The 16,681-nt window shown below is 34.6% G+C and carries 22 protein-coding genes; 9 read left to right on the top strand and 13 right to left on the bottom strand.

Translation table 11 applies throughout. The annotated features are described in order from the left end of the window. The first annotated feature begins 11 nt into the window (after nucleotides 1-11). On the top strand, nucleotides 12-2,111 hold the full coding sequence (locus Nisw_RS05585) for a V-type ATP synthase subunit I (RefSeq protein ID WP_141977252.1): 2,100 nt from the start codon (nucleotides 12-14) through the stop codon (nucleotides 2,109-2,111). Nucleotides 2,112-2,127: 16 nt separating this feature from the next. Here the strand turns inward: Nisw_RS05585 and Nisw_RS09185 are convergent, their stop codons facing one another. The 4 genes from Nisw_RS09185 to Nisw_RS05570 form a co-directional block, all read right to left on the bottom strand. Beyond that, complete coding sequence (locus tag Nisw_RS09185) at nucleotides 2,128-2,292, bottom strand: hypothetical protein (protein ID WP_185736581.1); 165 nt, start codon at nucleotides 2,290-2,292, stop codon at nucleotides 2,128-2,130. A gap of 55 nt (nucleotides 2,293-2,347) precedes the next feature. After that, nucleotides 2,348-3,121, bottom strand: a complete 774-nt coding sequence (locus tag Nisw_RS05580) for a hypothetical protein (protein WP_185736580.1) — start codon at nucleotides 3,119-3,121, stop codon at nucleotides 2,348-2,350. Nucleotides 3,122-3,200: 79 nt separating this feature from the next. Next, a complete protein-coding gene (locus Nisw_RS05575; protein ID WP_255430727.1) occupies nucleotides 3,201-3,854 on the bottom strand; it encodes a nitroreductase family protein in 654 nt (217 codons plus the stop codon). A 14-nt stretch (nucleotides 3,855-3,868) separates the two neighbouring features. Further along, nucleotides 3,869-4,432, bottom strand: coding sequence for an OsmC family protein (locus Nisw_RS05570; RefSeq protein ID WP_141977248.1), 564 nt, complete (start codon nucleotides 4,430-4,432; stop codon nucleotides 3,869-3,871). 91 nt (nucleotides 4,433-4,523) lie between these two features. On the opposite strand from Nisw_RS05570, the gene Nisw_RS05565 reads away from it, so the two are divergent. Beyond that, on the top strand, nucleotides 4,524-5,186 hold the full coding sequence (locus Nisw_RS05565) for a hypothetical protein (protein ID WP_141977246.1): 663 nt from the start codon (nucleotides 4,524-4,526) through the stop codon (nucleotides 5,184-5,186). Here Nisw_RS05565 and Nisw_RS05560 read toward each other — a convergent pair. The 3 genes from Nisw_RS05560 to Nisw_RS05550 form a co-directional block, all read right to left on the bottom strand. Next, nucleotides 5,183-5,959 (bottom strand): sulfurtransferase, encoded by a 777-nt coding sequence (locus Nisw_RS05560; protein WP_141977244.1) that lies wholly within the window; start codon nucleotides 5,957-5,959, stop codon nucleotides 5,183-5,185. The two genes, Nisw_RS05565 and Nisw_RS05560, sit on opposite strands and share 4 nt — an antisense overlap. Nucleotides 5,960-5,996: 37 nt before the next feature. Then, the gene (locus Nisw_RS05555) at nucleotides 5,997-6,236 is read right to left on the bottom strand and encodes a hypothetical protein (RefSeq protein ID WP_016940393.1); all 240 of its coding nucleotides are present in this window, start codon (nucleotides 6,234-6,236) and stop codon (nucleotides 5,997-5,999) included. Between the two features lie 135 nt (nucleotides 6,237-6,371). Continuing rightward, a complete protein-coding gene (locus Nisw_RS05550) occupies nucleotides 6,372-7,937 on the bottom strand; it encodes an ammonium transporter (protein WP_016940394.1) in 1,566 nt (521 codons plus the stop codon). A gap of 128 nt (nucleotides 7,938-8,065) precedes the next feature. On the opposite strand from Nisw_RS05550, the gene Nisw_RS05545 reads away from it, so the two are divergent. From Nisw_RS05545 to Nisw_RS05530, 4 genes are read left to right on the top strand one after another with little or no spacing between them, the layout of a single operon-like run. Beyond that, nucleotides 8,066-8,731, top strand: a complete 666-nt coding sequence (locus Nisw_RS05545; RefSeq protein ID WP_141977242.1) for a hypothetical protein — start codon at nucleotides 8,066-8,068, stop codon at nucleotides 8,729-8,731. A 59-nt stretch (nucleotides 8,732-8,790) separates the two neighbouring features. Next, the gene (locus Nisw_RS05540) at nucleotides 8,791-9,825 is read left to right on the top strand and encodes a V-type ATPase subunit (RefSeq protein ID WP_141977240.1); all 1,035 of its coding nucleotides are present in this window, start codon (nucleotides 8,791-8,793) and stop codon (nucleotides 9,823-9,825) included. A gap of 8 nt (nucleotides 9,826-9,833) precedes the next feature. Beyond that, nucleotides 9,834-10,070, top strand: coding sequence for a hypothetical protein (locus Nisw_RS05535; protein WP_016940395.1), 237 nt, complete (start codon nucleotides 9,834-9,836; stop codon nucleotides 10,068-10,070). Between the two features lie 33 nt (nucleotides 10,071-10,103). Next, nucleotides 10,104-10,751 (top strand): Dna2/Cas4 domain-containing protein, encoded by a 648-nt coding sequence (locus tag Nisw_RS05530; RefSeq protein ID WP_141977238.1) that lies wholly within the window; start codon nucleotides 10,104-10,106, stop codon nucleotides 10,749-10,751. A 43-nt stretch (nucleotides 10,752-10,794) separates the two neighbouring features. On the opposite strand, the gene Nisw_RS09180 is transcribed toward Nisw_RS05530, so the two are convergent. Beyond that, nucleotides 10,795-10,956 (bottom strand): hypothetical protein, encoded by a 162-nt coding sequence (locus Nisw_RS09180; protein ID WP_185736689.1) that lies wholly within the window; start codon nucleotides 10,954-10,956, stop codon nucleotides 10,795-10,797. A 38-nt stretch (nucleotides 10,957-10,994) separates the two neighbouring features. Then, nucleotides 10,995-11,549: a hypothetical protein gene (locus tag Nisw_RS05525; RefSeq protein WP_141977236.1), complete on the bottom strand. Its 555-nt coding sequence runs from the start codon at nucleotides 11,547-11,549 to the stop codon at nucleotides 10,995-10,997. A 70-nt stretch (nucleotides 11,550-11,619) separates the two neighbouring features. On the opposite strand from Nisw_RS05525, the gene Nisw_RS05520 reads away from it, so the two are divergent. Next, complete coding sequence (locus tag Nisw_RS05520) at nucleotides 11,620-11,970, top strand: hypothetical protein (RefSeq protein ID WP_141977234.1); 351 nt, start codon at nucleotides 11,620-11,622, stop codon at nucleotides 11,968-11,970. Between the two features lie 2 nt (nucleotides 11,971-11,972). On the opposite strand, the gene pyrH is transcribed toward Nisw_RS05520, so the two are convergent. The 3 genes from pyrH to tmk are packed head-to-tail and all read right to left on the bottom strand — an operon-like array spanning nucleotide 11,973 to nucleotide 14,466. After that, the gene (gene pyrH, locus Nisw_RS05515; RefSeq protein ID WP_141977232.1) at nucleotides 11,973-12,656 is read right to left on the bottom strand and encodes a UMP kinase; all 684 of its coding nucleotides are present in this window, start codon (nucleotides 12,654-12,656) and stop codon (nucleotides 11,973-11,975) included. After that, entirely contained in the window at nucleotides 12,653-13,888 is a 1,236-nt protein-coding gene (locus Nisw_RS05510; protein ID WP_141977230.1) for an HD domain-containing protein, read from the bottom strand. Before Nisw_RS05510 ends, pyrH begins: the two co-directional genes overlap by 4 nt. Further along, nucleotides 13,885-14,466 (bottom strand): dTMP kinase, encoded by a 582-nt coding sequence (tmk, locus tag Nisw_RS05505; protein WP_141977228.1) that lies wholly within the window; start codon nucleotides 14,464-14,466, stop codon nucleotides 13,885-13,887. The genes Nisw_RS05510 and tmk overlap by 4 nt, the downstream gene beginning before the upstream one ends. Nucleotides 14,467-14,563: 97 nt before the next feature. On the opposite strand from tmk, the gene Nisw_RS09435 reads away from it, so the two are divergent. Both Nisw_RS09435 and hsp14 read left to right on the top strand, forming a co-directional pair. Further along, nucleotides 14,564-14,686, top strand: coding sequence for a hypothetical protein (locus Nisw_RS09435; protein WP_255430726.1), 123 nt, complete (start codon nucleotides 14,564-14,566; stop codon nucleotides 14,684-14,686). A 64-nt stretch (nucleotides 14,687-14,750) separates the two neighbouring features. Next, nucleotides 14,751-15,131 carry an archaeal heat shock protein Hsp14 gene (gene hsp14 / locus Nisw_RS05500; RefSeq protein ID WP_141977226.1) on the top strand — a complete coding sequence of 127 codons (381 nt, stop codon included), beginning with the start codon at nucleotides 14,751-14,753 and terminating at the stop codon, nucleotides 15,129-15,131. Between the two features lie 2 nt (nucleotides 15,132-15,133). Here the strand turns inward: hsp14 and Nisw_RS05495 are convergent, their stop codons facing one another. After that, on the bottom strand, nucleotides 15,134-16,678 hold the full coding sequence (locus Nisw_RS05495; RefSeq protein ID WP_141977224.1) for an AarF/ABC1/UbiB kinase family protein: 1,545 nt from the start codon (nucleotides 16,676-16,678) through the stop codon (nucleotides 15,134-15,136). Nucleotides 16,679-16,681 lie beyond the last annotated feature (3 nt).

The raw sequence follows: 16,681 nt of genomic DNA, 5'->3' as shown, positions 1-16,681 counted from the left end.
GTTGGATTATCTTGGTAGTAGCCGATCTAAAACTTGGAAGCATAATTTTACCAAGAAGTGAGTCTCCAAGTGCAATTTCTAGACTAACAGAGTTTGAATGGTTTCATAAGATTGATACTGAAAATGACCTAGTCACACCAGAAATTGATGATCTTCTTTTAGAGGCACAAAAAACTTACCAATCAATTGATGATGTGATTAAAGGACTAGGAGTTCCACCAACTGTAGGAATTTTAGAAATTTTGTTCAAAGGAACTATCATCAAAAAGAAGGATTATGAAATTGGTGAAATTGAGGATATGGTAAATGATCTCCAAAAGAGAGCTCCATCAATAATTGACGAACCAGCAAAGCTTCTAGAAGAACAAGCAGACACAAAAAGAGGAATTGAAGAATATCGTTCATTAAAAGAGACTTTAGAAGTTGCTAAAAAACTCAATATTGATCTTTCAGGATTTGGATTGATGAAGTATTTCTATACAAATCTCTTTGTGATAAATTCTGAAGACTTTGAAGAAATTAGTAGAGCATTAGAAGGTATTACATTTTACAAATATGATTTAGAAAGTAAAGACAAAGCCGCAATTCTAGTAATTTGTGGAATTGATGATTCAGAAAAAGCACTCAAAGTACTTAGAGGCTTTAACGCAAATCCATTTTCCATTCCAGACGGCATGTCACAGATACCATCAGAAGCCTATACTAATGCTGAAGCAAAACTAAAAGAACTTACAGCAAAACAGGCACAAATTGCAAAGCAGATTGCAGGAATTAAGAAAAAGATTAGACGTGATATTCTTGTATTACACGAAGAAGCACTTGTTGCAAAAGACGTTCTTGAGACTTTAAGAAAACCAGGTGGGACTAAACACTTTGCAGTTATTCAAGGATTCATTCCAAGTAAAATGGAAGACAAGTTCAGAGACATTACAAAACAATGGACTTCACTAACTGAAGAAATTACAGATCCTAAACATAAAGAACAAATTCCAACATTATTTGATAATAAAAAATTCGTTAGAACTTTTGAAGTAATTACAGAAAGTCAAGGTATTCCAGGAAAAGGAGAAGCAGACCCTACACCAATGATTGCATTGATGTGGCCAATTTTCTACGGACTGATGTTTGCAGACTTGGGTCATGGTTTATTGTTAATGGGAATGGGATTGTTATTCAAATTCAAAGGACAAGGTAATCTTTCCAGATGGGGAATGTTAATTGCTATTTCTGGTGCAGCAGCAGCTATTGCAGGTGTAGGTGCAGGAGAAGCGTTTGGTTATCACCTTGATCATATGGGACCATTAGAAGGATTGTTAGAAGAGGGAGGAGCTTTACATTCAGTAAGTTGGATTGTAGGCATTCTCAGTGTTGCAGAATTAACATTTGAACAAGTAATCAATATTCTCAAAGTTTCATTATTCATTGGAATTATCCACCTTGTTTGGGCAATGGTTCTTAGAATCAAGAGATTAGCTAAAGAAGGTCACAAGATTGTCATGTACTTGGAAGCAATTCCAAACATCACACTCTATGGAGGTATTGTAGTTATCATGATGTGTGCAATTGGTTCACAATATGATGTCATGAACATGTATTCCAAAGTACACACAGAAGCAGTCCCATGGGTTACAATATTCTTAGGAGAATGGGCACAAGTTTGGATTGTTACAAGAATTGCAGTAGTAATTGTAATTGCATCTATGGCAATGATGATGGTTGGAGGAATAATGCATGCAAAGAGACATCCAGAAGATGGAGGTTCTGCAGCAAATGTTGTGATGGAAGTGTTCCTTGGTAAGACAGTAGAAAGTTTAGCCCACACAATCAGTTATGCTCGACTTGGAATTATGTTACTGGTCCACGCAGCACTGTTACTTACAGTAAATAATGCATTTAGTTCACTTGGAGGTTCAGAATCAGTTGGCGCATGGGCAATGATAATTGGAGGAAACTTAGGAATTATGATGATTGAAGGATTAATTGTATACATCCAATCACTCAGATTGCATTTGTATGAATTCTTTACAAAGTGGTATGATGGCGGTTCACAACCATTTAGACAAATTAGACCAGAGTTGATTTACAACCAATTCATTTGGAAAAGAAAATAAAATTTAAAAAAAGAATCTAGTCGCCTTTAGCTTTATCGTGTCCTTTTTTGGCAGCATCTTTTGTTCCCTCATATCCTTTGGTTCCAAGTTCTGCACCTTTCTCAACACCTTTCTTGCCAAGGTCGGCTCCTTTTTCAACACCTTTTTCAGCAGTGTCTTTGAGTTTCTTTAGAAATCCCATGAATTCTCTAGAGAATTTCTAACATAAAAGATTGTTTAGAATTTCCTAAGATTGGTTATGTCTCTATAAGATTAACAGAGATCTTTGTCATTGGTCTTGACAATTCATCAGGAACTACGATTAACAATCCACCATTCTTATCAACTCCACTACATTCTCCTGAGAATTTTTGGAAGTTGTTTGCATAACATCCATTATCAGAATAATGTTCAAAGTTTTCAGGATATAGGAAATAGTACCATTGTTGAACATATGATGGAACAAAATACACATCAAATCCTATAGTATCATCATTAACTGATACCGTATACTCGTAGTTTGTTGATTCTTTAGACGTGCAGATTGGTACAAATTGAGCAAATCCATTTTGGAGTTTTTGTTTTTGAGATTCATTTGAATAAGCAGAATTTGGAATAGATGCATCTTTTTTAAAGAAATTTAGATTGTATCCAATAAAATCAAGGCCAGTCTTTGCATAATGAAACCACTGGGATTCACAGTCTCTGTAATCATATTGTACTGCAACTACGGGTTTGCTGTTAACATACTGTAGACCATTTTGTCTTTGTTTTGCTCCGTGTTTTGTAATATCAGATTGTTCTTCTTCTCCGGGAATTACTTCACGCTCCCAAGTTGTTGTTACATCAACAATTAGATTTCTAGGATAGCTTTTCCATTCTGGTTGAAAGTGAACATAGTTTGCATATTCATTTGTTTGACTAATTTTCACAGTATCTCTAGATTCTCGAAAAGTTGCAAAAGCATCATCAAATACTACATTAATTGAAAACAGAACTGCTAGTCCCAACATCACAGAGATTATTGCCATCATCATTTTCGTTTCTCCAGATATACCATAAAGGACATTATTCTAATTAAAGTCATAGTAGAATTTCACGAATGTACCACTAATCAAATCTATCTGTGAAAACAACCTTGTCTAGTGGGAGTTGCCCACCTCTAGGCATAGCAGGTTTGATTTGCTTTCCAATTGCCATCATCATAACTATCACATGATCTTCAGGCAAATTGATAAGGTCTGCAACTTTTTCTGAATCAAATCCTATCATTGGATTTGAATCATACCCCATGGCTTTGGCTGCAAGCATTAGGGTCTGAGCTGCAATACCACCAGACCTCATTGCTTCATCTCTTTGCAATTGCTCTTTTCCTTCGTAAAACATTCCCATTGCAGGAACCAAAAAGTCACGAGCTTCCTTTGGAGCATCCTTCCAATATTGTCCAGGATCTTTTTTCCAAGATTTCAAGTCAGCACAAATAACCATCAATAATGAGGAATCAGTTACTTGAGCCTGATCCCAAGATGCAGAACGAATCTTCTTTCGTATTTCAGAGTCTTTTACCAAGACAAATCTCCAATTTTGCATGTTAAATGAAGTAGGAGATAAGATTGCCAAAGACATCAATTTTTCAATCTCATCTTCAGAGAGTTTATGAGTTGGATCATAGTGCTTTACTGCGCGACGTTCTTTTATTGCATCAAAAGTTTTCATAACTTTTATTGTTGTCACATCGTTATTTTGTTTTTGCAAAGAACTCACCAAAATCACTTCCTCTAATTATCTAATCTCACATTGATTGGAGTTGGTTGTGAGACAGTATTTGCAACAGGGGAGGCCTTTTTTGCAAGCTCAACTAATTCCTTCAAAGTTTCTTCAGGGGCATCAGATTTTATCTTGAAGGAAATGTTGATTCCCTGATATCCAGGATTTACACTTTCATCTAGTTGGAACAATCCATGAAGATCAATATCTCCTTCTAAAGTAGATTCAATTGAATCAATTTTGATTCCTCTTGCAGCAGCATGTGCAACTAGACTAGTAGTTATGCATCCAGCCAATCCTGCTAGTAAATATTCTACAGGATTTGCACCCTTGTCTTTTCCCAAGAGAAGTAATGGCTCATCTTTTACAAATACATGAGGAGTTTCTCTGATGTGAGTTTTGCATGCACCATAGAAATCACTTACAGTTGTTTGGTTTTCAGTTCCATCAATCCATTTGTTTTTTGCACGAAAATTGAATTTTGCAATTTTCTTGTTTTCTTTGATGTTGTCAATCGTTTCAAAAAGTTGAGAGACATTAACACCATTTATAATTGTCTGAGTTTGTGTTTTCATATTAATGCTATCATGATATCATTATATTAAGTTTATTTTATTTGATATCATGATATCATAATTTATATAATCTCACACACAAATGATATCGTTGACAAAAGATATTCTAGTTAGAGGGTTTGATGATTCTACACATTCGGATTTAGGCAAAAAAGCAGAGCAGATGGGAGTCTCAATTAATTCAATTGTAAAAGATGCAGTGGAACAGTGGTTAGACAAGAAAACAGATGCCCCACATGTACATGATCTGTTGATATATTCAGATGAAAAGTCAATGAATAATTTTCTAAAATCTCTAGATAGAATGACAAGCAATACAGAATGGTTCAAGTCATTTGCATCACCTCCAAAGCACCATGCAGAAAAAGTACTGTCAAAACTTGATTGGTTTAATGGAACACTAAAACCGTATAATCCACATGACAGAACTGACGGTTCAAAATATTGCGGAAGAGTAATTCAAAATATTGTAAAAGAATCAAAAAGGCAGCCATTATGCTGTGTTGATTTTGTAATTACTGATGTTGCAAACAATTCCTTTACTCATGCCATGAAACTAGAGCAAAGTTATGATAATGCGAGATTGCCTGGTTTGATGTTCTGTCCATACAAAGCAAGTGATTTGATGAATTCTGATATCACAGACATGATTGAGTTGTTTTTGATGCATGACAGAATCTTTGTTTTGAAAAATGACGACATCTACAAGTTGCACTTGACCAAGGAAAGTATTCATAAAATATTTCTGGGTTAATTTTCTACAGGAAGATCTAATCGATTTCCCCATTCTCCCCAAGAACCCAAATAGACCTTGACATTTGAGAATCCAAGTTTTTTTAGAACCAAAAAAGAGTTGGCTGCCCTATAGGCTCCTTGACAATATATCACAATTTCAGTGTCTTTTGGGTAATCATACATTTTTGATAATTCCTCATCACTCTTGAAAGTTCCATCTTCATTGAGATTCTGATTCCAATCAATGTTGATGGCATTTGGGATATGACCTGATTGAGCAGCACGAACTATACTACCATCATATTCTCCAAGCGAGCGAGCATCAAGAATTTTCAGATTTTCAAGATTATCTTGAATATATTCAAATCCTGAAATTATCTCAGAATTGATTTTGCCTGAAAAATTAGATGGCTTGAAGCCATTTGGTTTTTTCTCTATTGCAAGATTTTCTTTTTGCCACTTTGTGATTCCTCCATCTAGCATCATGACATTTTCATGAGAGAAATACATCAACATCCATACTCCTCTAGCTGCAAGCATCCCAGATACTGAATCATAAAAGATGACTTTTTTTTCAGGAGTTACTCCAAGAAAAGATAATAGTGTTTTTGATTGATTATTAAAATTCTCAATTCCTTGTTTTGATGTGTCAATCCAATGAAATGCAAACAAGTCTAAATGAACTGCTCCAGGGATATGACCTTCTGAATATTCTTTGAAAGAACGTGTATCAACTATTATGAGATTTGGATCATCTAAGATTGAGTTGAGTTCAGATGATGAGATTAGCATATAATGAATTTAGTATAATCAAATTAATTTCTTTGATTTATGGCAAATTTAGGCGTAAAGTACCTCTATTTACAATGATAATTCTATGAGATACTGGAATTCCTACTTTGGGTTTTTGAGTAATTCTATGAGATTTTGTTCCCTTTTGGATTGTTAATTTCAGTCCTTCTTTAGATAATCGTGTTGAATGATTATTTTTTACAAATCTATGGTGATGAGATTTATCAGAAATAAATGATTTAGTCCCCCTACAAGAATTCATTAAAACAAGACTCATGTAATCACTTCGTATCTATGTACTTATGTTTTTCATATAATATGAACTTATGTAATAATGAAAAATAAATTATAAATTCTTAATCAAAGATTAGAGAGATTGAATAATAAAAAGAAGAAAAGAAAAGGGTTTTTTCTATTCGTTGACGTATGCTCTTTCGCCGTGCTGAGCCAAATCGAGACCAATCTCCTCTTCTTTAGGAGTGACTCTGATTCCGCCAGGCCATACTGCGTCCATTACCTTTAGGATTACAATGGTTACACCAAATGCATATCCTATTGAGACTGCTGCTGCGATGATACTGATTGCTTGTTGCTCCATTCCTTCTGGAGTTCCAGTCCATGCACCAATACCGTCTCCAGTATCCCATACATGAGGACTTGCTAATGTACCAGTCAAAATTGCACCAGTAAGACCACCCATTCCATGTATTCCCCATACATCTAATGCGTCATCCCACTTTCTTGCATTCTTGAATGCTACACATGCATAACAAACTGTACCTGCGGCAATTCCCATAATGATTGCAGCCATTGGACCTACCCAACCTGAAGCTGGAGTGATTGTTACCAATCCTGCTACTGCACCTGATGCTGCACCAACAATACTTGGTTTTCCTGTATGTGCCCATGACATCAAGACCCAAGTAACTGCGGCCATACCAGTTGCTGTATTTGTAACAGTCCATGCGCTGACGGTAATGCCGTCTACCATTACTTCACTACCTGCGTTAAAGCCGAACCATCCGAACCAGAGAATACTTGCACCAAGTACTACCATTGGGATGTTGTGTGGCTCCATTGGCACTTTGCCATATCCAAGTCTTCTGCCAAGGACTAAGGCTCCAGCCAATGCTGCAAATCCTGAAGAAATGTGTACTACAGTACCACCAGCAAAGTCTAATGCAAACGTTGGTGATAAGTCTGGATCGAGGTCTAATCCACCTCCTCCTATGAAACCGCCTCCCCAGACCCAGTGTGCAATTGGATCGTAAACGAAGGTACCCCATAAGAGTACGAATATGACTAACGCACTGAATTTAATTCTGTCAATTAATCCACCAATGATAAGAATTGGTGTGATAATTGCAAAGGTTCCTTGGAACATTGCAAACAATTGGTGAGGAACAGTTCCTGGCCAAGATTGACTACAATAGTCACCTTCCTTAAATTCATTCATCTGATAAGCAGCCGACCATGTATCGTGACATGGGCCTAGTTCACCAATTGGTGCCCAAGCTGAAACCATGTTAAATCCAGCATAATCTAGACTTCCCATATACATATTGGCGCCTTCATCAGCGTTTGGAGCGAATGCTAGAGAGTATCCCCATAGAATCCATTGTACTGACATGAGTCCCATAACAATGAGAGTCATACCAAGAACGTTGACGATGTTCTTTGATCTGGCTAAACCGCCATAAAAGAAACCGACACCTGGAGACATGAAGAGTACTAATGATGTTGCGGTAAGCATCCATGCTGTGTCACCTGTATCTATCATACAAGGTAGCATGCCACCTTCGCCATCATCAAACCAACATTCGTTAGGGTTACCAGTGTAAATTCCACTGGTTCCTTTTACATATCCGTCCATACCATCTTCAACACTTTGTGCATATGCCTGTGACATTGCACCTGCTGCTGTGATGGATACTGCGGCTACAAGTAATAGAGCATACTTGTAGTTCCTAGAATTCATTGAATTTATCGAAATTGGATTTTATTTAAGGGTTGGAGACTCAAGAATGTCTAGAAAAGTAAATTATTATATTTCAGTATATTCTGATAGTAACATAAAATATGGAAATTATGTTATAGGTGTAAGAAATGGGAAAATCAGATACAAAGCTAGCAATTTTTGATACCTTCAAGACCAAAGGAGAAGAACTAACAGGAGAGGCACAACGACAAAGATCAATCATTGGAATTCTTGCAAGTGATGCCAATCCAGCTGAAAGAACTAGAACAGGGATTTCACAAAAAATGGCAAAAAGACAAGGAATAGCCTGGAAGAATATCTATTCAGGGATTTTCAGAGATCTAGACGAGATACTTCTTCCTATGAAAATTGCAGAAGAAGATGGCAGATTACCTCTTCAAAGAGGCCCCAAAGCTCTTCAAGAAAAAGGGATTCCATATTATCATCTTACAAAAAAAGGAATTTTGGTAGCCCTTTCAATTAATGATGTTAAGAACAGAGAAAATTTGCTAAAAGAGTTTTTTTCAAATTCAGAATCTGAAGAAAAAGAGTTTGAGAAAATACTATCGAGTCTCTTAGAGAAGAGTCCTAAATTCACATATTCTATTTTTCAGAAATATGTAAAGGCATTTTGTGACAATAAGATCAAAGAATTGCTCCCATTTGACCTTACAAAATTGAAAGATATTTCAGATGAATCATTGGCAATTCAAAAGGAAATTCTAATAGCTTTTGTAGAGCTCTCAAAGCAGGAAAAAGAGGACGCCATCAAATTTCTTGATAAAATCACTTAGAATTTGTTCCTGTTTAGATCGCCAAACATTAAAATCCGTTACTCATAAACAATTTTCAAATGGGCAAAAACGTCTACGCATCAGTAAAGTCGTACAGTCAAAGAGGAAAATTACTCGGTAGAGCAGATTTTCAGACTTTGGCAGAATCAAGAGATCTTGATGAATTTATGACTAGAATAAAAAATACAGTATACGGTGATTCAATTAATGATGTTCAAAAACCATATACTTCTCAGGGGATCGAATCAGCCCTTAGAGGACAATTAGCAGACGTTCATTACTCTATTGCAAAGACAGCAGGAGACTCTGATATTCTTGATGCATATTATATGAAATTCATTATCTCAAATCTAAAATTAATACTCAAAGGAAAAGTTTTAGGAAAATCACAAGAAGAGATTGAAAATCACATTAATCTTCGTGCTGAAGAATTAGTTAAACAACGTGACGTTATCATAAAATCTCTTGTTGCAAAAGATCTTGAAGAAGCAGTTGCAAGTCTAAATTCAGTTCAATTTGGAGATGAGATTGCAAAGGCTGCAACACTTTACAATGAAACTAAAAACATTCAAGTCTTTGACACATACTTTGATAAAATTTTGTACCAACAGTTAGGACGGGCTCTAAAGAATACAAGAGACAGAGATGTCATAAAGATTGTTGGAATGGATGTTGATTTTTACAATCTTCTCAGTGTAATTAGAGGAAAATTCTGGGGATTAGAAGAATCACAAATTCAAGATTTGATTGTAACTCAAACTCCAACTGTTCCAAGAGAACTTCTAGGAAGAATGATGGCAGTAGGTACAGTTAGAGATGCACTAAATGAGCTTGCCACAACCAAATACAAAGACATGATTCCACAAAATGAAAATGAGTTAGATGCAGTTGCTGAATTTGAAAGAGCATTTGAGATGAGCATCTATCATTCATCTGCCAGAGCATTTACCAAAATGTTTAGTTTTGCAACAATTATTGGAATCACAAAACTAACAGGATTCGAAGTAAGGAATTTGGCTGCAATTGCATATGCCGTAGAACAAAAAATCCCTACAGAAACAACTATGTCAAAATTGATTCTTGAAGAAGAATAGATCTGAAAATGATAAAATTTCCAAAGAAGAAAAACGAGATCACAACAGAGACAGTAATCAATACCATTTGGGTCAGTGCGTTTATGGCCATGATATTCTCATTGCCTCCTTTAGCATTATTTTTGGGAATTTACTTCTGGGCAGGTGAATTAGTCATAGGAGCAGTAGTGGGTTTTGGAGTACATTTTGTAACACTGGCATTTGCAGGCAAAATCTCAAAATTTTTGACCAATATTATGAGTTAACCTATAAGGATCCAATTATCTAAGTGATATACCATGATGGGAGATAGAGATTTTCGAACTACTATTCAAAATGCCATAAAATCAATTGGAAATGAATTAGAAATCGATATTGATTCTAAAGACTTTCAGACCATTCATCTCCAAGAAGTCGTCAGATGTATGAGACGTTCTTACTATGATAGGGTAGATCCTCAAGAAATTGAAAGAAGAGGGTTCAATGAGCTTCTTTCAGGATTATTAAGAAAATTAGAATATGGCAGTAATCCAAGAGATTTCGAAATTAACGATTTAAAGCTTCGGGGACAAGCAGATATGATTGTAGATGATGCCATTCTTCTATTTAGATCAGCTACTGAAGAATTAGAAAATCCTCATGCAAGTGATGTTTTGTATCTTAATGCATGTATGTGGATATATGACAAAGAAGATGGAATGGTTGTATACATCACAGGAGATAGAAAAGAATCAACATTTTCATTAACACGTAACAAAAAGATGTTTGAAGATACCATACGTAGAGTACGTGTTCTAAACAATCTTCTCAAAGAACAAAAAACACCAATCTTAGAACCATCTGCAGAATGTACTGAATGTCAATATTATGAGAGATGTTTTACAAAGAGGAAAAATACCAAACAGACATCCCTTTCTGAAATGTTGGGATTGGGCAAACAAGACTAATTAGATAAATGAAAAATATTGTAAAGGAAAAATTCCTTTTTGTTTAATCTAGTGGTTCTGGATGTCCTTTACCACGAAGAGCGAAACACACTACTGCTAGTGCAATTGCGACTCCTGCTGCTGCGCCATAAGCGGCCATTCCTGCTTCTGCCATTTGATAAAATCCCAATGAAATTGCTTTTATAACTTTGCCAATATTTTGCATCTAAAAACAAATTATCATAATTTTATGATTTTGTGATACTATTGAGTAAATTCAAACATGAGTTCGTTTTCTTGACCGCTGGTCATAGAACTCAAATTGTAAAATACAACACCTGAAACTTTCCAAGTATTTGTATTAGATTCAAAATTAGACCATAATTCAGGAGTATTACCAGAATTTTTCAATACAATTTCATCTCTTAGTATGATAGAGTTTCCACCAAGTAGAGTATAGTAATTTGAACCAAATTCTACCATTCCTTCAGCCCTGTGTCCAATTTGTCCTCCTCCAAGTTGTTCAGACTGAGAATATCCTGTTTCATACAATTGATAATCCATAGTTGTGACAATCATAGAACGATCATTAGGATTTTTTATTTCAAATGCAACATCAATTGTTGCAGAACGCTCTGATATTTTTGAAACTACAATTTCTTCTAATTCAATTTCAATAGGTCTAACTTGTGGAATATCTGAAGTACCAGAAGTTGATGTTGGAGATTCTATATCAATGGAAGGCCCCATAATTAGAATTCCACCCAATACTGCAGCAAGTGCAGCAACTGCGATTCCAACAAAAATTTTAGGATTCATAATTTTGTAAACTCCTTTGATTTCTTAAATGTTGAGATAGTTATTATACCATTGGGGAAGAAGAAAACTTGTGCAGTATTTTCAAGCAGTGCAACAGGGCAAACAGAGAGCAGGAAAATCTCAAATGAAGATGTTTGAGGCAGCAGGATTTGGAATGTTAACTTTAACCACAAAAAAAGTAGATGGAAAATTCCAACCTGTAGGAGATGAAGATTTCACAGCAGTTGTTAATTCAGAAGAAGGACATGTTGCAATTATAGTAGACAAGGATGGATATACCAAAGCTCAATCAAAGGCATTAGAAAAAGATGAAGCCTTGGCAATTTACAAGAAACTTCGAGATTCGGGAATTGAAGAATATCCTGGAAAAGAGATCCTGATATGGACTGAAACTAGACCTACAATTCAAAATGAGCCCTAAAATTATTTTGTTGGAATAATTATTTCAGTTCCCAAATTACCACCTTTAATGGCTTTTTCAATAATTTTAGGACTGGCTTTGAGAATTCTTGTTTTAATTTTTGAGCGTTCGATAATTTTTAGAGCCACTATATCCATTAGATCATATCCTCCTGCTACCGAATCCTCATGAACTAACATATTTTTGAGATTTTTCAATTCAATTCGTTTGAATTTTTTTGCTTTTTTGAATTTGTTTGGATCCATGTCATAAACCCCATCAACATCAGTAGCATTAAGAAATTGTTCAGCATTTACTTTTTCTGCAATCAATGCTGCGGTTCCATTGGTACTTTGGCCAGGATGAAGGCCTCCAGTAACAACAATTAATCCATCATCTACTGCATGTCTAACTTCTTGTAGAGTAGTTGGAGGATGAGAATATGCTTTATTTTTTAGAGCATAAATCAACAGTTTTGCATTTAATCTAGAAATCTCAATTCCCAATTCATCAAGTGTTGACTCATCAGCTCCAGAAGATCTTGCGTGGTTAATGTAGTGTCTAGCAATATTTCCACCTCCAGCAATAATTATTGGCTGACAAACCTTGCTGATTTTTACTAGAAATTCAGCCCAGTCCTTTAGGAGTTTTACATTGTCCATGGCAAAAACTCTACCAGATAGTTTGATTACGATTCTTTTTTTCACTCTAGTTCACCAATGATGGATTTTGCGGCAATTTCAACTTTTTTTCTATTCTTTTGATGGGTATAGATTCTTAGAATATTCATGTAGCCTGAAATTGCTGAAACCACCGGAATTTCAGAAATAGGCATCTCCTTTGCCGAAGATTTACCACCTTCATTTGTAATCAAGATTACCGATTTTGACTCGTTTTTAGATGGTGCAAGTGGAATTGATGGAGTTACTGAACTATCAACAAAAATCTCATTTTCTTCAATTTTGGATTTTTTAGAAATGGCAGATCTTAGTTCATCTGTTCTTATTTTCTTGAGATTTGTTCTACTTGTCAAAATACTCTCAAACACACATTTTAGTAATTTTCTATTTTGATAGTCTTGGGCAAATTTCCTTGCTCGTTTTAATTTAGAAGTTTTTGATGAAAGCAAACTGGATAGAACATATTCATCTGTTAGTTGGATAAATTCATCAAGATTAAAAGTGGAGAATCCAAACTCATCATCTGAAGATCTCAAGGCTTCAAGTAACATTACTTCAGCTGCTCTTACTGTCTTGTGAAAATAAACTGCTTTGAACATTTGATATCTAGAGTGCATCATTGATTCAAAAGAATACAATGCTGAACGTTCTAAAGCAAGTTTCTTTTGATGAACATCGAGGGATTGTGTAATTCTTTTATGATCAATTTTAGCATGTTCTGCTCCTGTAAAATAACCATCTCTAAGCAAGTAATCCATCATATCTGCACTAAGAGCCCCTGATACAATTTCATTCATGTATTGAAATTTTGAATCACCAAATGCGATTTTTGTTACAAGTTTTTTATCAAACCCATTTTTTGTCAAGATGTCACCGATTTCAGATTTTAGAATAATCTCTTTACCAAAGTCTTCATGAGAAATTTTCTTTTCTTGAATTATTTCTTCAAATAAATGTGAAAATGGTCCATGGCCAATATCATGTAAGAGACCAGCTAATCTAAGAATCTCAATATCATCATATTTGAAAAATCCTTTTTCATTAAGGACATGCCCAGCCTGACTAGCAATGTGCATGACCCCAAGAGAGTGCTCAAATCTTGTATGCTGTGCTGCAGGGTATGTCAAATGTGCTCCAGATAATTGTCTTATTCTCCTTAATCTCTGAAAAATAGGATTGTCAATTATGGATAGCTCATGATCATAAACACGAATGAAATCATGAATCGGATCTATGATGTCTAGATAATTTTTTTTCATAATCCTATTTTCTTTGAAAATGTTTTCATGATTTCATCATGAACTTCTTGTTTAGATTTTGTAGCATCAATTATTTTCCAACGTTTTTTCTTTGCGGTACTTTTATAGATTTTAGAAATTTTTCTCAAAAATTCTTCATTTTTTTCAAATTTGTCTCGGTTGGTTTTTTGTCTGTTAAAGGATTCTTTTTGACTGACATCAAGTAAAATTACAAGATCAGCTTTTGGCAGTCCCGCATCTAAATTCTCAAGCCATTTTTCTTTCATCCCATTTGCCAAACCATAGACAAGATTAGAATGATAATATCTATTCATTATAAGAACGGAATTTTTTTCTTGAGCAGTTTTGATTTGTTCTAACTTTTCCCACCTATTTGCAGATAATAGACAATGAATTACTTGTGGTGGAAATTTTCTTTTTCCATCAAGATATTTCCTAATTTCTTTTCCAATAGGAGTTTGATAATCTGGAAAATGAAACAGTTTGGTTTTGATTTTCCTTTTTTTTAGTGCTTTTTCGAGCATAGTTGATTGTGTTAGTTTTCCTGCTTGATCTCCACCTTCAATTACAATAATCATAAGTTATCAAAACAGAGAAAGTAATTGATTAAAAATCTATCAAAACACGGTCTAGAATTTACGAATTGTTTAATATCCTCTTAAGATAATTCAAAGTATGGCTGAAGAATACTCATGTCCTTATTGTGAATCAATTTTTGAGAGTAAAGATGATCTTTCAAAGCATATAGATAGAATTCACGGAGATTCTGGAATTTTAGAAGGCTCAAAATCATCCTAAACTTTTTTGTTTTTCCAATAATTCTCTCAAGGTTTATAACCAAAAATTTGCCACATAACACGAAATGGGATTAGTAAAAGAAGTGATAAAAGAAATCGGAAACAAATCACGAGAATTCTATGAATTTGTTTTACCACCAATTGACATGTATCTTGGTTCAGATAACCTCAAAGTAATTATTGACATACCAGGATTCTCAAAAAAAGACATCAAACTCACATTATGTGGAGACATCCTATCAATTCAAGCATGTAAAGAAGTAGATGAGAAAGAATCTGAATCATTAATTTCAAAGCAGAGACCAAATGTCATTGATAAAAAAATACGATTACCAATTGATATCAAACAAGGAGAAGAAAAAATAGATTCCGCAAAATACGAAGACGGTGTTTTAACACTAATAATTCCTGTAACTAAAAAAGGAAAAGATATCTCAATAGAATAAAACTAGTGTTTTCTAAAAATTGCGGAACACATCATTATCAAACCAGAAGTAATCATTCCAGCCATACCAAATATTTCATTTGTTGGATATAACAATACTGAACCAATAAAAATTGCTGATGAAAAAATACTACCACCAAGAAATACCATTGGCTTTCTTTTTTGCATAGAAATTTTTGCTTCATCCATAAATCTTTCCATTTCAGGTCCTAACCTTAATGCAGTATCAATTGATTTTGAAAATTTTTCAAATGAAATTTTCAACTCTTCGACGTAAGCTTTTGGAATCATGTTCTCCTCTTGAAGTATATTTCTTAGAACTTTAACGAATTTGAAATCAACATTATGTGTTTTGTAGATTCCTTCAATAATTGATGCCATCCTCATGTAAAGAGCCAAATTTTTTGGCAAAACAAAGGGAAATTTGCTCATAGTTTGATTTGCAAGTTCCATCAAACTTTGAACTTCCATCTCATCAGGTTTGTTTCCATGCATAGCACGAATCGATAATTCAATTCCTTTTTCAATTACTTGACGATTGTAATCAGGAGTAAGCATTCCTAGTTCTGCCATTGCATTAACTACTCTAGGAGGATTTTTTTCAACTAATGCAAGATATAGTCTAATGAGTTTGTATCTTGTTTCATTGTTTATTCTACCTACCATTCCATAGTCATACAGAATTAGTTTTCCATCATCTGTTACAGAGATGTTTCCTGGGTGAGGGTCTGCATGGAAAAGAGAGTGTTTGAGAAGCATTGTGAAAAAGACCTTATGTACATCAACGACTAGTTGTTCTCTATCAACTCCTTTCTCATCAAGTTCTTGTACGTTTGTAACCTTAATTCCTGGCAGATATTCCATAGTTAGTACATTTTTTGAGGAATAATCATCATAAACTGAAGGAACTATTACTTTGTCATTGCTTTCCATGTCTTGTTTGATTTTTTTGAGATTTTCAGATTCATTTGTGTAATCCATTTCTTCGCGGATAGTTTCAATAAATTGAGAAAGCATTGCTTTTGCAGAATATCTAAGATTAGGATCAACAAATCTCAGAGCCAGTGGTAGAATTTTCTTTAAGACTTTGAGATCTTCACGTACAACATTTTCAATACCTGGCCTTTTTACTTTGATAACAATTTGTTGTCCAGAAATTGAACCTCGATACACTTGGCCTAATGATGCCCCAGATATAGAATTTGTATCAATATCATCAAATTTTTCATTAATTGGTCCCAAATCTTTTTCGATGATTGGTTTTACTTGCTCAAATGGTGCAGAAGGAACACTATCTTGAAGTTTAGATAATTCTTCAAGATATGGTTGAGGCAAAATGTCTGCTCTAGATGACAACCACTGTCCTAATTTTATGTATACAGGTCCTAGAGAAACAAAAGTATCAAGAGCTTTTCTTGCATTTTTTCTAAATTGTTCAGAGTCAATTGTGTTTTTTTCTTGTTGTGACCATTTTTTTCTATCTTTACGTAATGCCAGAATTGATGGAAAAAGTTTGATCAACACATAGATTGTTCTTCCTGCAGACATAAT

This window comes from Candidatus Nitrosopumilus sp. SW, assembly GCF_006740685.1.
GTDB lineage: Archaea > Thermoproteota > Nitrososphaeria > Nitrososphaerales > Nitrosopumilaceae > Nitrosopumilus.
This window is presented reverse-complemented; position numbering and strand designations above follow the sequence as displayed.

Coding starts and splice junctions, on each gene's coding strand:
- Nisw_RS09185 (WP_185736581.1), bottom strand. CDS start 2,292: ATGGGATTTCTAAAGAAACTCAAAGACACTGCTGAAAAAGGTGTTGAA.
- Nisw_RS05580 (WP_185736580.1), bottom strand. CDS start 3,121: ATGGCAATAATCTCTGTGATGTTGGGACTAGCAGTTCTGTTTTCAATT.
- Nisw_RS05570 (WP_141977248.1), bottom strand. CDS start 4,432: ATGAAAACACAAACTCAGACAATTATAAATGGTGTTAATGTCTCTCAA.
- Nisw_RS05560 (WP_141977244.1), bottom strand. CDS start 5,959: ATGCTAATCTCATCATCTGAACTCAACTCAATCTTAGATGATCCAAAT.
- Nisw_RS05555 (WP_016940393.1), bottom strand. CDS start 6,236: ATGAGTCTTGTTTTAATGAATTCTTGTAGGGGGACTAAATCATTTATT.
- Nisw_RS05550 (WP_016940394.1), bottom strand. CDS start 7,937: ATGAATTCTAGGAACTACAAGTATGCTCTATTACTTGTAGCCGCAGTA.
- Nisw_RS05545 (WP_141977242.1), top strand. CDS start 8,066: ATGGGAAAATCAGATACAAAGCTAGCAATTTTTGATACCTTCAAGACC.
- Nisw_RS05540 (WP_141977240.1), top strand. CDS start 8,791: ATGGGCAAAAACGTCTACGCATCAGTAAAGTCGTACAGTCAAAGAGGA.
- Nisw_RS05535 (WP_016940395.1), top strand. CDS start 9,834: ATGATAAAATTTCCAAAGAAGAAAAACGAGATCACAACAGAGACAGTA.
- Nisw_RS05530 (WP_141977238.1), top strand. CDS start 10,104: ATGATGGGAGATAGAGATTTTCGAACTACTATTCAAAATGCCATAAAA.
- Nisw_RS09180 (WP_185736689.1), bottom strand. CDS start 10,956: ATGCAAAATATTGGCAAAGTTATAAAAGCAATTTCATTGGGATTTTAT.
- Nisw_RS05525 (WP_141977236.1), bottom strand. CDS start 11,549: ATGAATCCTAAAATTTTTGTTGGAATCGCAGTTGCTGCACTTGCTGCA.
- Nisw_RS05510 (WP_141977230.1), bottom strand. CDS start 13,888: ATGAAAAAAAATTATCTAGACATCATAGATCCGATTCATGATTTCATT.
- tmk (WP_141977228.1), bottom strand. CDS start 14,466: ATGATTATTGTAATTGAAGGTGGAGATCAAGCAGGAAAACTAACACAA.
- Nisw_RS09435 (WP_255430726.1), top strand. CDS start 14,564: ATGGCTGAAGAATACTCATGTCCTTATTGTGAATCAATTTTTGAGAGT.
- hsp14 (WP_141977226.1), top strand. CDS start 14,751: ATGGGATTAGTAAAAGAAGTGATAAAAGAAATCGGAAACAAATCACGA.
- Nisw_RS05495 (WP_141977224.1), bottom strand. CDS start 16,678: ATGTCTGCAGGAAGAACAATCTATGTGTTGATCAAACTTTTTCCATCA.